10 protein-coding genes are annotated in these 12,940 nt (G+C 60.8%); 6 read left to right on the top strand and 4 right to left on the bottom strand.

The window, feature by feature from the left end; genetic code table 11:
• Nucleotides 1-76: 76 nt before the first annotated feature.
• Nucleotides 77-1,990: an ATP-binding cassette domain-containing protein gene (locus tag ACYP2A_RS11380; RefSeq protein WP_459745095.1), complete on the bottom strand. Its 1,914-nt coding sequence runs from the start codon at nucleotides 1,988-1,990 to the stop codon at nucleotides 77-79.
• Nucleotides 1,991-2,204: 214 nt separating this feature from the next.
• Between ACYP2A_RS11380 and ACYP2A_RS11375 the strand changes: the two genes are divergently transcribed.
• Entirely contained in the window at nucleotides 2,205-4,133 is a 1,929-nt protein-coding gene (locus tag ACYP2A_RS11375; protein ID WP_459745094.1) for a transglycosylase SLT domain-containing protein, read from the top strand.
• Between the two features lie 31 nt (nucleotides 4,134-4,164).
• Here the strand turns inward: ACYP2A_RS11375 and ACYP2A_RS11370 are convergent, their stop codons facing one another.
• A complete protein-coding gene (locus ACYP2A_RS11370) occupies nucleotides 4,165-4,974 on the bottom strand; it encodes an MOSC domain-containing protein (RefSeq protein ID WP_459745093.1) in 810 nt (269 codons plus the stop codon).
• Nucleotides 4,975-5,042: 68 nt separating this feature from the next.
• Nucleotides 5,043-5,975, bottom strand: a complete 933-nt coding sequence (locus ACYP2A_RS11365) for a chemotaxis protein CheV (RefSeq protein ID WP_459745092.1) — start codon at nucleotides 5,973-5,975, stop codon at nucleotides 5,043-5,045.
• A gap of 552 nt (nucleotides 5,976-6,527) precedes the next feature.
• On the opposite strand from ACYP2A_RS11365, the gene ACYP2A_RS11360 reads away from it, so the two are divergent.
• The 3 genes from ACYP2A_RS11360 (at nucleotide 6,528) to ACYP2A_RS11350 (ending at nucleotide 8,586) form a co-directional block, all read left to right on the top strand.
• On the top strand, nucleotides 6,528-6,917 hold the full coding sequence (locus ACYP2A_RS11360) for a hypothetical protein (protein ID WP_459745091.1): 390 nt from the start codon (nucleotides 6,528-6,530) through the stop codon (nucleotides 6,915-6,917).
• A gap of 92 nt (nucleotides 6,918-7,009) precedes the next feature.
• Complete coding sequence (locus tag ACYP2A_RS11355) at nucleotides 7,010-7,924, top strand: sensor histidine kinase (protein ID WP_459745090.1); 915 nt, start codon at nucleotides 7,010-7,012, stop codon at nucleotides 7,922-7,924.
• Between the two features lie 2 nt (nucleotides 7,925-7,926).
• Entirely contained in the window at nucleotides 7,927-8,586 is a 660-nt protein-coding gene (locus ACYP2A_RS11350) for a response regulator (protein WP_459745089.1), read from the top strand.
• Here ACYP2A_RS11350 and yegS read toward each other — a convergent pair.
• On the bottom strand, nucleotides 8,570-9,511 hold the full coding sequence (yegS, locus tag ACYP2A_RS11345; RefSeq protein WP_459745088.1) for a lipid kinase YegS: 942 nt from the start codon (nucleotides 9,509-9,511) through the stop codon (nucleotides 8,570-8,572). The two genes, ACYP2A_RS11350 and yegS, sit on opposite strands and share 17 nt — an antisense overlap.
• Nucleotides 9,512-9,957: 446 nt before the next feature.
• Between yegS and ACYP2A_RS11340 the strand changes: the two genes are divergently transcribed.
• Nucleotides 9,958-11,394, top strand: a complete 1,437-nt coding sequence (locus tag ACYP2A_RS11340) for an undecaprenyl-phosphate glucose phosphotransferase (RefSeq protein ID WP_459745087.1) — start codon at nucleotides 9,958-9,960, stop codon at nucleotides 11,392-11,394.
• Nucleotides 11,394-12,851: a mannose-1-phosphate guanylyltransferase/mannose-6-phosphate isomerase gene (locus ACYP2A_RS11335; RefSeq protein ID WP_459745086.1), complete on the top strand. Its 1,458-nt coding sequence runs from the start codon at nucleotides 11,394-11,396 to the stop codon at nucleotides 12,849-12,851. Before ACYP2A_RS11340 ends, ACYP2A_RS11335 begins: the two co-directional genes overlap by 1 nt.
• The last annotated feature ends 89 nt before the right edge of the window (nucleotides 12,852-12,940 follow it).

Below are 12,940 nucleotides of genomic sequence, written 5' to 3'. Positions count from 1 at the left end.
GGCAGTACGCCTTAAAAAGCAGGAATAACCGGCTACTACTGAAAACGCCCGGTATCTGCCGGGCGTTTTCGTTTCATCAGTCGTCCAGTTCGGCCCAGCGCTCAAGCAACGCATCCAGCTCGGCCTGCACTGCCTCGACCTTGGCCAGCGTCGCTGTCACTTCGGTGGAGGGCCGCTGATAGAACGCAGGCTTGGCGATCTCGGCACTCAAGGCCGCCAGTTGCGTTTCAGTCTGCTCGATCTGCGCCGGCAAGGCCTCCAGCTCGCGCTGTTCCTTGTAGCTGAGTTTCTTTTTCGCAGCCGGGGCGGCTGCAACAGGTGCCGCAGCCACCGGTGGTACTACTGCGCTCTTGAGTTCGGCCTTGCCCGACTTGCTGTCGGCAACGCCCAGCAAACGTGGCGAACCGCCCTGACGCAGCCAGTCCTGATAACCACCGACGTACTCGCGAACCTTGCCCTCGCCTTCGAACACCAGGGTGCTGGTCACCACGTTGTCGAGGAATGCCCGGTCGTGGCTGACCATCAACACGGTGCCTTTGTAGTTGGACAGCACCTCTTCGAGCAGTTCGAGGGTTTCGACGTCCAGGTCGTTGGTCGGTTCGTCGAGTACCAGCAGGTTCGCAGGCTTGCTGAACAGCTTGGCCAGCAGCAAACGCGCACGCTCACCACCGGACAGCGCCTTGACCGGCGTACGCGCACGCTGCGGGCTGAACAGGAAGTCGCCCAGATAGCTCAGCACGTGACGACTCTGACCATCGATGTCGATGAAATCGCGACCTTCGGCGATGTTGTCGATAACGGTCTTTTCCAGCTCAAGCTGATGGCGCAACTGGTCAAAGTAGGCCACTTCAAGCTTGGTGCCGGTTTCGACGGTGCCGGACGTCGGCTGCAGATTGTCCAGCATCAGCTTGAGCAAGGTGGTCTTGCCGGTGCCGTTGGCGCCCAGCAGGCCGATACGGTCCTCGCGCTGCAGGACCATCGAGAAGTCCTTGATCAGCTGTGGGCCGCCCGGATGAGCGAAGCTGACGTTTTCCAGAACGATCACCTGCTTGCCGGACTTGTCAGCCGATTCGATCAGGATATTGGCCTTGCCAGTGCGCTCACGACGCTCGCCACGCTCTACACGCAGGGCCTTGAGGGCGCGCACACGGCCTTCGTTACGGGTACGGCGCGCCTTGATGCCCTGACGAATCCACACCTCTTCCTGGGCCAGACGCTTGTCGAACAGTGCGTTGGCAGTCTCTTCAGCCGCCAGCACGGCTTCTTTGTGTACCAGAAAGCTGGCGTAGTCACCGTTCCAGTCGATCAGGCCGCCACGGTCGAGTTCCAGAATGCGGGTCGCCAGGTTCTGCAGGAACGAGCGGTCGTGCGTGATGAACAGCACCGCGCCCTGGAAATCCTTGAGGGCTTCTTCAAGCCAGGCGATGGCGCCGATGTCCAGGTGGTTGGTCGGTTCGTCAAGCAGCAGCAGGTCCGGCTCGCAGACCAGCGCCTGTGCCAGCAGCACACGCCGGCGCCAGCCGCCGGACAGCTCGGCCAGGGTCTTGTCGGCGGGCAATTGCAGGCGGCTCAGGGTGCTTTCGACCACCTGTTGCAGGCGCCAGCCATCACGCGCTTCGAGGGCCTGCTGAACATGCATCAGCTTGTCGAGGTCTTCCTCGGTGACGCAGTTCTGCGCCAGATGATGATATTCGGCAAGCAGCGCGCCAACGCCGTCCAGGCCTTCGGCAACCACATCGAACACCGTCCGCTCGTCGGCTTCGGGCAGCTCTTGCGGCAATTCGCCGATTTTAAGCCCCGGCGCACGCCAGATGGAGCCTTCATCAGGCTTCTGGCTGTCCTTGACCAGCTTCAACATGCTGGATTTGCCAGTGCCGTTGCGGCCGATGATGCACACCCGCTCGCCACGGGCGATCTGCCAGGAGACCTTGTCCAGCAATGGCATAGAGCCGAAGGCAAGGGACACATCGCTGAATTTGAGCAGGGTCATGATCTTCTCCAAAAACCGGGCGCGCATTCTACCTGAGATGGCGCATGAATGTCGGCATCCGATGGCCGGGTAATCACCTTGAGGCCCGGCCCTGAGCGCTTGTGGGGCAAAGATTTATTTCCAGGTGAGTCACGATTGGCCGCAATGCTTTCAACCGGAGCTGGCAAAAGGCTAAGCTAGCGGCACTTTTACGACTCACCAGCCCGGAAGTCCCATGCGCGGTCGTTTGTTCAGCCTTGTATCCTGCCTGCTTCTCTCCATCACTGCCGCCACGCCTGCCCTGGCTGCGGACATCAACCAACAGCGCAAACTCTATGACGAGGCCAAGCGCGCGCTGGCCAAGGGTGACACCGGGCCGTATATGGCCAGCAGTGCGGCGCTGGCCGACTACCCGTTGCAACCGTACCTCGAATACGACGAGCTGACCGCGCGCCTGAAAAGCGCGAGCAATGCCGAGATCGAGAAATTTCTTGCCGAACACGGTGACCTGCCACAGGCCAACTGGATGAAGCTGCGCTGGTTGCGCTGGCTGTCCGAACGCGGCGACTGGCAGACTTTCGTCAAGTACTACGACCCGAAGATGAACTTCACCGAACTGGACTGCCTGTACGGCCAGTACCAGATCAGCAGCGGGCAGCGCGCCGAAGGCTATGCCAGCGCCGAAAAACTGTGGATGACCAGCAAGACCCTGCCGGGCGCCTGCGATGCTTTCTTCGCCCAGTGGGCCGCTGCGGGCCAGTTGACCGAGCAAAAGCGCTGGCAACGCGCCAAGCTGGCGGCACAGGCGCGCAATTACACGCTGGCCAAGACCCTGGTCGACAGCCTCAATTCGCTGGCGCCGCAGGGCAAGCTGCTGCTGGCGGTGGCGCAAAAACCGGAAATGCTCAATAACCCGGCGCAGTTCATGCCGGTCGATGAAGCCATGTCCGATGTCGTTGGCCTGGGCCTGCGCCGCCTGGCCCGCCAGGACCCGCAAAAAGCCCTGGCGATGCTCGATGGCTATGCCACCACGCTGCGCTTCTCCCGGGAAGAACAGGTCGAGATCGCCAAAGAGATCGGCCTGACCCTGGCGCGCCGCTATGACGACCGCGCACTGGACGTCATGACCCGCTACGACCCTGAGCTGCGCGACGATACCGTCAGCGAATGGCGCATGCGCCTGCTGCTGCGCCTGGGCCGCTGGCAGGACGCCTACGACCTGGCGCGCCGCCTGCCGCCGGACCTGGCCAACACCAACCGCTGGCGCTACTGGGAAGCCCGCGCGCTGGAGCTGGCGCAGCCGAACAATCCGCAGATTCCGACCCTGTACCGGGAAGTTGCCAAAGAGCGCGACTTCTACGGCTTTCTGGCCGCCGACCGCACGCAAAACCCTTATCAGCTCAACAACAAGCCGCTGCTGCTCAGCCAGGCGTTGATCACCAAGGTGCGCAATACTCCGGGCGTGCGTCGTGCGCTGGAATTTCACGACCGTGGCGAAATCGTCGACGGTCGCCGCGAGTGGTACCACGTCAGCCGGCATTTCAGCCGCGATGAAATGGTCGCCCAGGCCAGGCTGGCCTATGACCTGAAATGGTACTTCCCGGCAATCCGCACCATCAGCCAGGCGCAGTATTGGGACGACCTGGATATCCGCTTCCCGATGGCCTACCGCGACACTTTGGTGCGTGAAGCCAAGCTGCGTGGCCTGCATTCAAGCTGGGTGTTCGCCATTACCCGTCAGGAAAGCGCATTCATGGACGACGCCCGCTCCGGCGTCGGCGCCAGCGGCCTGATGCAACTGATGCCGGCCACCGCCAAAGAGACCGCCAAGCGCTTCAACATCCCGCTGGCCTCACCGCAGCAGGTGTTCAACCCGGACACCAACATTCAGTTGGGTGCTGCCTTCCTCAGCCAGGTGCACGGCCAGTTCAACGGCAACCGCGTGCTGGCCTCCGCTGCTTACAACGCAGGGCCGGGCCGTGTACGCCAATGGCTCAAGGGCGCCAACCACCTGGCGTTCGACGTGTGGGTCGAAAGCATTCCGTTCGACGAAACCCGCCAGTACGTGCAAAACGTGCTGTCTTATTCGGTGATCTACGGCCAGAAACTCAACTCGCCACAACCTCTTGTGGACTGGCACGAACGCTTCTTCGACGACCTGTAATTGCAACAATCAGGGCGGTGGCAACACCGCCCTATTCCAGCACCTCAACCGTCATCCCCACCTCCAGCCGCCCTGCCCCGTCGCTGACCAGATTCTGCCCGAACAGGATTTCGCCCTCGACCTGTCGATAGGTCTTGAGCGTCGCCAGGGGTTCACGGTCGGGATTGCGCTGGCCGGTGGCCGGGTCGATGGTGGTCAGAATGCAGCGCGAGCAGGCTTTGAGCACCCGAAACTCCAGCTCGCCGATACGAATGCGCTTCCAGCCGTCCTCAGCGTAAGGTTCGGCACCGCTGATCACCAGATTAGGCCGAAAACGCAGCATTTCCTGGGGCCGGCCGATACGCGCTGAAAGATCGTCCAGCGAGCCCTGGCCGATCAGCAGCAGCGGGAAGCCATCGGCAAAGCTCACTTTGTCTTCGATCGTGCCGTAGCCGTCGGGCAGCCAGCGGGCGCGGGCTTCAGGCATATACACCACGCGGGTCGGCTTGCCGATAAACGCGCTGGCCCAGTCGGCAGCGGCATCGCCGGCATCGGGCACTTGCAGGCTGTCGCGCCAGACCGTCACGCCACGCAGCGTGTCGGCCTGCTCGATGGGCAAGGCAACGTCCAGTGATTCAAAGCCGTCGGCGGCGAACGTGACCCCGCCTGTGGCATTCCACAGCACTGACAGTTGCGACATGTGCGGCAGGGCACGCTGGGTCAGAAAGCGCCCCGAGGCGGCGTCGACCAGCATCCAGCGTCGATCACCGGACAGCCCCAAGGCATCGAAATGCGCGCTGTCGAGCACCTCGGGCTTGCAGGACTTGAGGGGATAACGGTAAAGCGCGCTGAGCTGCAACATGGCCTGTTCCTTGTGTGACGCGAATACATAGAGATTCGCGTCACAGCTTACAGGCTTTACGCTGGCTTTTAGCCCTCAAGCACCATTTTCAGGCGCTCGCGGACGATGTCGACCAGTTTGTCGGGCTGGAATTTGGACAGGAAGCTGTCACAGCCGACTTTCTTGACCATCGACTCGTTGAAGCTGCCCGACAGCGAGGTGTGCAACACCACGTACAGGCCTTTGAGGCGCGGGTCGTTACGGATTTCGGTGGTCAGACGATAACCGTCCATTTCCGGCATTTCGGCGTCGGTGAAGACCATCAGCAATTTCTCGCTCATGTCCTCGCCACTGTCGGCCCAGGCCTTGAGCATGTTCAGGCCTTTGAGGCCATCGCTGGCGGTGTGGAGTTTCAGCCCGAGCTGCGACAAGGTATCGCGCAACTGTGCCAGGGCGACCTTGGAGTCATCGACCAATAGCACTTCGAGTCCGCGGGCGTGGTCCAGAATCGGATCTTCGAGTTTTTCGCGGGAAACCTTCGCGTTGTACGGCACGATTTCGGCAAGGACTTTTTCGACGTCGATGACTTCGACCAACTGGTCGTCGACCTTGCTGATCGCGGTCAGGTAATGCTGGCGACCGGCGCTGGCCGGCGGCGGCATGATGGCTTCCCAGTTCAGGTTGATGATGCGGTCCACACCGCCCACCAGAAACGCCTGCACCGTGCGGTTGTACTCGGTGACGATGATCGTACTGTCAGGGCCCGGCACCAACGGGCGCATGCCGATGGCCTGGGACAGGTCAATCACCGGCAAGGTCTGGCCGCGCAGGTTGACCACGCCACAGACAAATGAATGCCGCTGTGGCATCAGTGTCAGTTTCGGCAACTGCAGCACTTCCTGAACCTTGAACACGTTGATTGCGAACAACTGACGACCGGCCAGGCGGAACATAAGGATTTCCAGGCGATTCTCGCCCACCAATTGCGTGCGCTGATCTACTGTGTCGAGAATGCCGGCCATTTGTTTATAGCTCCTGGAGCGTTGATAACGATGAGTCTGCCAGCCGATATATCGGCGGCTACTGCCAAGACCTTAACGGTCCTTTACGGACCCTTTTTTACGGTCATTGATGTCATACAGGCATCATGCTTTACTGGCTGAGAAGTTGCCAACTATTGCGACAATGGCGTTCTGATCCATGCCTTTCGACAAATCGAAAAATTCGATAGTAAGGGTACGCCTGACGCCGCCTCGGGGCTGACCTGATATTCGCAATATTCAATAGCCATTATTGTGACGCCCTTCTCATTGCATGAATGGAGTCAGGCAGTTGACCCTTGCCCAGGCCTTGCGGCCTCTATGCTTTCCCGAAAGGCAAAACGCTCGGGAACTCCTCATCTCGCCTGAAAATCTGCGTCTTGCCGCGCATATTGCGTGTTTAAAATGCCTGAATGTCACTATTGCGCAACATTCAGAAACGCCCTACAGACAATCCAGTGAAATCAAAATTAACTGTCAGGCATTCACGGCGGTCGTGCTGCGCTCGCCATCCATCAGGCATGGAGATCAAGAATGCTGAACAGCAATCAGTGGCTGCATCAACACGATGAATTCGTCAGCCAGTCCCAGGCGCTGCTGCAGCGCTCGCAAGAATGCGTGGCTCATCTGCAAATGATCGCCGACGACGAAGACGCCCTTGCCTGTTTGCAGACCACCCTGCTCACCCTCACCGACAAAGCGGCCGATGCCTCACAAAACAACATCGCAGGCTTCACCGCGCAGCTGCGGGAGGGTCTGAGGCGACGGCTCAATGACAACCGCTTGAATGTCGAAACGATCGACACACTCGGGCGCTGCCTGGATCTGCTGGCCTGGCAACTGGAATTGATCGACCCGCACACCGGCGAGCTGGCACTTGACGACGAGGAACAACACGCGTTGCTGAACACGCTTGGCCTGTGAGGCGATAACACGTCTTTCAAGCCCCCCCCTTTCAATCACCAGGCAGCATTGTTAGGGTCATGGCCTTTGACAGACTCAAGCATGACCACTCGATGATTTCACCCTCAACGCCCCTGCATCGCCTATCGCGCAAGTCCCGGTCACTGAACGGGAAAACCGCCCGTTGGTTGACGGCGACGCTGTGCCTCGGTGCGCTGCTGGGCAATACCGTCGTGTACCTGCACGCGCAACCTTTGCCAGCCGCCCTGTTGCTGCTCAATGCGCTGGCCTTCGCCAGCATCTGGCTGGCACGCCTGCGCAGTAACCGCGCCATCAGCCTGCAACCGCAGGAACTGGCCAGCCGCATGCTGGAGGTTCAGGAAAACGAGCGCCATCGTCTGAGTCGCGAGCTGCACGACGACATCGGCCAGATGCTGACCGCCGCCCGGCTGCAACTCGACTGGCTGCAACGGCGCCTGCCCGCAGAACTGGAGCCGCAAGGCAAGCAGCTCAACGCCACGCTGGAAGAAACCCTGGACAAGGTGCGCGACCTGTCGGCTATTCTCAACCCCCGACAGTTATCCAGTCTTGGCCTGGAGGCCAGCCTGCGTTCACACCTGATGAACACCCTGGCCGGCAGTACCGTGCACTGGAGCCTGCAATGCCACCAGCCGTTGCACGGCATCGCCGAAGAAATGGCCGTGGCCACCTTTCGCATCACCCAGGAAGCGGTCACCAACATGCTGCGTCACGCAGGCGCCAGCAATCTGCTGATACGCCTGCAACGCCTGCCCGAAGGCCTGACGCTGTTCATTGCAGATGATGGTCACGGCTTCACACCCGCCAGTGACCCGGCCCGCGCCGGTCAGCGCGGGATTGCCGGTATCGGTGAGCGGGTTGCCTTGCTCGGCGGTCGGTGGACCCTCGACAGCGCGCCGGGTCAGGGCACACGTATCAATGTTGTTTTTCCATGGTCAGCGCGCCATCATGCCCGCGCCCGGACGCAAGGCCACACTGACAAGACCTGACCATGACCTGCACGCTACTGCTAATCGATGACCATTCGCTGATTCGCGCCGGGATTCGCGCTCTGGTAGCCGATATCCCAGGCTATAGCGTGATCGGCGAAGCGACCGATGGCAGCGAGCTGAGCCGCCTGGCCCTGCAGTTGACGCCAGACATCGTGCTGCTCGACATTTCCATGAAACGCACCCATGGCCTGGATGCCTTGAGCCATTTGCTGCAAGTGCTGCCCGACAGCAAGGTGCTGATCCTGTCGATGCACACCGAGCCCGAGCTGATCATGCGCGCCCTGCACCTGGGGGCTCATGGCTATCTGCTCAAGGACACCACGGCCAGCGAACTGCATCACGCCTTGCAAGCCTTGCGCGATGGCGAGCGCTACCTGAGCCCGGCCATCGCCCATACCGTGATCAACCAGGCACTGCTCGGCAGTCAGAACGGCAAGGTGTTACAGCCCGACACGCATAACCTCACCACACGTCAACTCGAAATTCTGCGCCTGATCGTGCGCGGCACCTCGACCCGTGATATCGCCTCTGGCCTGAACCTCAGCGTCAAGACCGTCGAGACCCACCGCGCGCAAATCATGAAGCGCTTGCAAATCTACGACGTGGCCGGTCTGGTGCTGTATTGCGTGCGCGAACGGATCATCAGTCTGGACGACTGAGCCACGGCGTTTCACTGGCACCCAGCAATGCCGAGCCGGCCGGCAGGTGCACGCGCAAGGCACCCGGGCGGGCGCTGAAACGCATCTGCGTGAGCGTCAGTGGCTCGCCATCCAGATTGATGTCCAGGCCCTGCGCCGACTTGATCTCGACCCACGGCAGGCGCGCGCGAACAAACATGTTCTCGATGCCCAGCCCGCCGGCCAGCAACCCCTTGAGCGTTCCCACCAATTCCTGGGGTGCCGGCAGAATACTGACATCCAGCAGGCCATCGTCGGCCAGCGCCGTAGGGCACAGTTCGTGGCCGCCACCGGCCTGGCGACCGTTGCCGATGCCCAGCGCCAGCAAGTCGCCGCTCCACTGGAAATCCGGCCCGCTCAGCTCGCCATAAGCGGCGTGCAGTTCACTGAACCGGGTCAGCCCGGTGAACAGGTAAGCCGCGCCACCCAGCACTTTTTTCAGGTCTTCGGAGGTGTTGGCGGTCACCTGGCTGCCAAAACCGCCGGTGGCCATATTGAGAAACAGCTTGCCGTCCACCTCGCCCAGATCCACCGGTCGCGCCGGGGCGTCGAGCAAGTCCAGGGCGTCGTCGACTTCCAGCGGCACACCGGCGGCACGGGCAAAGTCATTCGCCGTACCCAGCGGCAGAATCACCAGGCTCAGCGGCGTGTCAGTGGTTTCGGGCACGTCACTCAAGGCCAGGGCCTCGGCAATGTCGCGCAAGGTGCCATCGCCACCACCGGCAATCACGCAGTGATGCCCGTCGGCCAGGGCTTCGGCGACCAGGCGCTGGGCGTCGCCGCCCTCCCAGGTGAGGCGCACATCCAGCTCCCAGCCTTCTTCACGCTTGCGGCTGACGGCGCTGCGCACCTGCTCGTTGAGCGACTGCTTGCCATGAAGAATCAGAATCGCTCTGCGTTGTGCCATGACACTCCCCTGTACACGATAGATGGTGCCCGCATAGGGGCAGTACGCACATATGACCCTGGCCAAAACAAAAGCGCTCGACGCCATCAGGAAATTTTTCCTGCCCCCAAAAAGTACGTTATTACCCCGTCTTTATTGATCGGGTGGGCGTTATGCAGAGGCTTGCAGGCACGTTTAAGCACAAAACTGCGCGCATAAATCCGACGTTTTTTGTTGCATGGGCTTTACTGTCAAAAAGCCTGACCGAGAGCCGTTTCCTTCACCGATAAGCGATACGTCTTACATGAAAACAAGGGATTAGCTACAGCAACAGTCACCGACAGCCAGGACGTGACTGAAAACCAGGGAGTAATACACATAGACATTTTGTTGGCATTCGCCCGTCAAGCGATGAATTTCAAGGACCGATGCTTGAGCAAAGGATCGACACGCAGTGAGGAAGCACTATGCGGTTGCAGCCCGTCGACAGTCTGTCGTTGACCCGAACCAGCCTGGTTGAATATTTCCTGTTCGGTATCCGTCTGGCCCATGGCCTGTCCTGCGTCGTGCCGGGATTGGTGATCCTGGCGCTGGAGCCGGTGGTTCAGACCGGTCAGGCCAAAGGCCAACTGGGCATGCTGCTGATCTTCGGCCTGATCTGCGTATTGGTGTTCCAGGCGCTGGGCGTGTATTCCGAGGCATTGTTCAGCAACTCTCTGCGCTTGCGCTCCATCCTGTTTGCGTGGACTGCCGCCTTTGGCCTGCTGCTGGTCATGCACCATTTCATGGACATGCTCGATTCAGTGAGCCAGGACGCGCTGCTGGTCTGGTACCTGTCGACCCTGGCCTTGCTGTGCACCGTGCGCGTGCTGTTACTGGTGCTGTTCCGGCATTTGATGAAAAAAGGCATGTTCCTGCAAAACGCGGTGATTCTCGGTGCCACGGAAAACGGCCTGCGCCTGGCCGAATACCTGCTCCGGCATCAGGACATTCGTTCAGGAGTAACCGGCTTCATCGACGACCGCATCGGACGCATGCCCAAGACCGTCGCCAACCTGCCGCTGCTGGGCAACACCGGCGACCTGGAGCGGCTGATCCGCGAAGACAAGGTCACTCAGGTACTGGTCGCCCTGCCCTGGACCGCCGAAAACCGCATGGATTACATCATTCGCGAATTACGCCGGCTGCCGGTCAATGTGCTGCTGGTGCCGGACATGATCGCCTTTCGCCATACCCATAACCGCATTACCGAAGTCGCCAGCCTGCCGATGTTCAACGCCTCCGATGTGCCGCTCAACGGCTGGTCGCCGTTCATCAAGCGCGCCGAAGACATCGTGCTGTCATCGCTGGCCATTGCCCTGCTGTCGCCGGTGATGCTGCTGGTGGCCATCGCCATCAAACTCGACTCCAGGGGGCCGGTGCTGTTTCGGCAGAAACGCTACGGCTACAACAACCGCCTGATCGAGGTCTTCAAGTTTCGCTCCATGCATCAGCACCAGGCCGATGCCGTAGCGGAAAATCAAACCACCCGCCACGACGCCAGGGTCACACGGGTCGGACGTTTCATCCGCAAAACCAGCCTGGATGAGCTGCCACAGCTGTTCAATGTGGTGGCCGGCACCATGTCCATGGTGGGCCCGCGCCCCCATGCCACGGCGACCAAAGCGGCCGGTATTCTCTTCGAGCAAGCGGTCAAGGAGTACACCTCGCGACATCGCGTCAAACCGGGCATTACAGGGCTTGCGCAGATCAACGGCTATCGGGGTGAAACAGACACCGTGGAAAAAATCGAGAAGCGCGTCGAATTCGATCTTGAGTACATAGAAAACTGGTCTGTCTGGTTCGATCTCTACATCCTTCTGCGCACTGTTCCGGCAGTGCTACTCAATCGTGAGGTCTATTGATGAGCACTCTCATCCCCTGCATTGTCGCCGGTGGTTCCGGCACCCGACTCTGGCCAGTCTCTCGCGAAGCCATGCCCAAGCCGTTCATGCGCCTTCCCGATGGCGAAAGCCTGCTGCAAAAAACCTTCAACCGCGCCACCGCCCTGCCGCAGGTCGAGCACCTGCTGACCGTCACCAACCGTGAGGTGTATTTCCGTACGGTCGACGACTACCGCCCGCTGAATAAAAAGCGCGCGAAGCTGGACTTCATTCTGGAACCGGTGGGCCGTAATACAGCCCCGGCGATTGCCGCTGCCGCGTTGCACGTCGCCCGTCTGTATGGCGACGATGCACAACTGCTGATCCTGCCGGCCGACCATTTGATTACCGATGTCGAGGCCTTTCAGGCCGCCGTGGCCAAGGCCCGGCAACTGGCTGAGCAAGGCTGGCTGGTGACTTTCGGCATCGAGCCCGGCAAGCCGGAAACCGGTTTTGGCTATATCGAGAAAGGCCAGAAGCTCAATGGCGACGGCTATCAGGTGGCGCGGTTCGTCGAAAAACCCGATGCTGCCACCGCCCAGGCGTATGTCAGCGGCGGGCTGCACCTGTGGAATGCCGGAATGTTCTGCCTGCGCGCCGACACCTTGCTGGCCGAGCTGCGCATTCATGCCCCTGATGTGCTCGATGCGGTCAGTGCCTGCGTCGCGCAAAGCACCAGCAAGCAAGGCAGCAACGAGTTGCAGGTCGAACTCGATAACGACCTGTTCGCCCGCGTGCCGGACATTTCCATCGACTATGCCTTGCTGGAGCGCTCGTCCAGAGTCGCCGTGGTGCCCTGCCAACTCGGCTGGAGCGACATCGGTTCGTGGCAGGCAGTGCGCGAACTGAGCCCGGCTGACGCGCAAGGCAACCAGTGCAACGGCCAGACCGTGCTGCACGATGTGACCAATTGCTTTATCGACTCGCCCAAGCGCCTGGTCGGCGCGGTCGGGCTGGACAACCTGATCATCATCGACACCCCCGACGCCTTGCTGATCGCCGACGGCAATCGCAGCCAGGACGTAAAACTCATCGCTCAGGAGCTCAAGCGCCAGGACCATGAAGCCTACCGGCTGCACCGCACCGTCACCCGCCCGTGGGGCACCTACACCGTGCTTGAGGAGGGCAAGCGCTTCAAGATCAAACGCATCGTCGTGCACCCACAGGCCTCGTTGTCGTTGCAGATGCACCACCACCGCAGCGAGCACTGGATCGTGGTCAGCGGCATGGCCACGGTCACCAACGGCGAGCGTGAGTTCATGCTCGACACCAACGAGTCGACCTTTATCAAGCCCGGCCACACCCACCGCCTGGTCAACCCCGGAGTCATCGACCTGGTGATGATCGAGGTACAAAGCGGCGAGTACCTGGGCGAGGACGACATCGTGCGCTTTACCGACATTTATGGACGCGTGCCGGCTCAGGCGGCCAAAGCCTGATAGCGGTTTGTACAACGCAGCATGCGGGTTAACCGCCGCATGCTGCACTTTAAACCCGGCGCTGTGGGCCGGCATGTTTTCCCCGTCAG

The sequence above is a fragment of the Pseudomonas sp. 3A(2025) genome (assembly GCF_054589175.1).
Note: the sequence above shows the minus strand (reverse complement) of the source record. Positions and strands in the feature narration are given on the sequence as shown.

Bases quoted from the DNA above. Each gene is read 5' to 3' on its own strand.
- ACYP2A_RS11380 (WP_459745095.1), bottom strand. From the start codon at position 1,990: ATGACCCTGCTCAAATTCAGCGATGTGTCCCTTGCCTTCGGCTCTATG.
- ACYP2A_RS11375 (WP_459745094.1), top strand. From the start codon at position 2,205: ATGCGCGGTCGTTTGTTCAGCCTTGTATCCTGCCTGCTTCTCTCCATC.
- ACYP2A_RS11370 (WP_459745093.1), bottom strand. From the start codon at position 4,974: ATGTTGCAGCTCAGCGCGCTTTACCGTTATCCCCTCAAGTCCTGCAAG.
- ACYP2A_RS11365 (WP_459745092.1), bottom strand. From the start codon at position 5,975: ATGGCCGGCATTCTCGACACAGTAGATCAGCGCACGCAATTGGTGGGC.
- ACYP2A_RS11360 (WP_459745091.1), top strand. From the start codon at position 6,528: ATGCTGAACAGCAATCAGTGGCTGCATCAACACGATGAATTCGTCAGC.
- ACYP2A_RS11355 (WP_459745090.1), top strand. From the start codon at position 7,010: ATGATTTCACCCTCAACGCCCCTGCATCGCCTATCGCGCAAGTCCCGG.
- ACYP2A_RS11350 (WP_459745089.1), top strand. From the start codon at position 7,927: ATGACCTGCACGCTACTGCTAATCGATGACCATTCGCTGATTCGCGCC.
- yegS (WP_459745088.1), bottom strand. From the start codon at position 9,511: ATGGCACAACGCAGAGCGATTCTGATTCTTCATGGCAAGCAGTCGCTC.
- ACYP2A_RS11340 (WP_459745087.1), top strand. From the start codon at position 9,958: ATGCGGTTGCAGCCCGTCGACAGTCTGTCGTTGACCCGAACCAGCCTG.
- ACYP2A_RS11335 (WP_459745086.1), top strand. From the start codon at position 11,394: ATGAGCACTCTCATCCCCTGCATTGTCGCCGGTGGTTCCGGCACCCGA.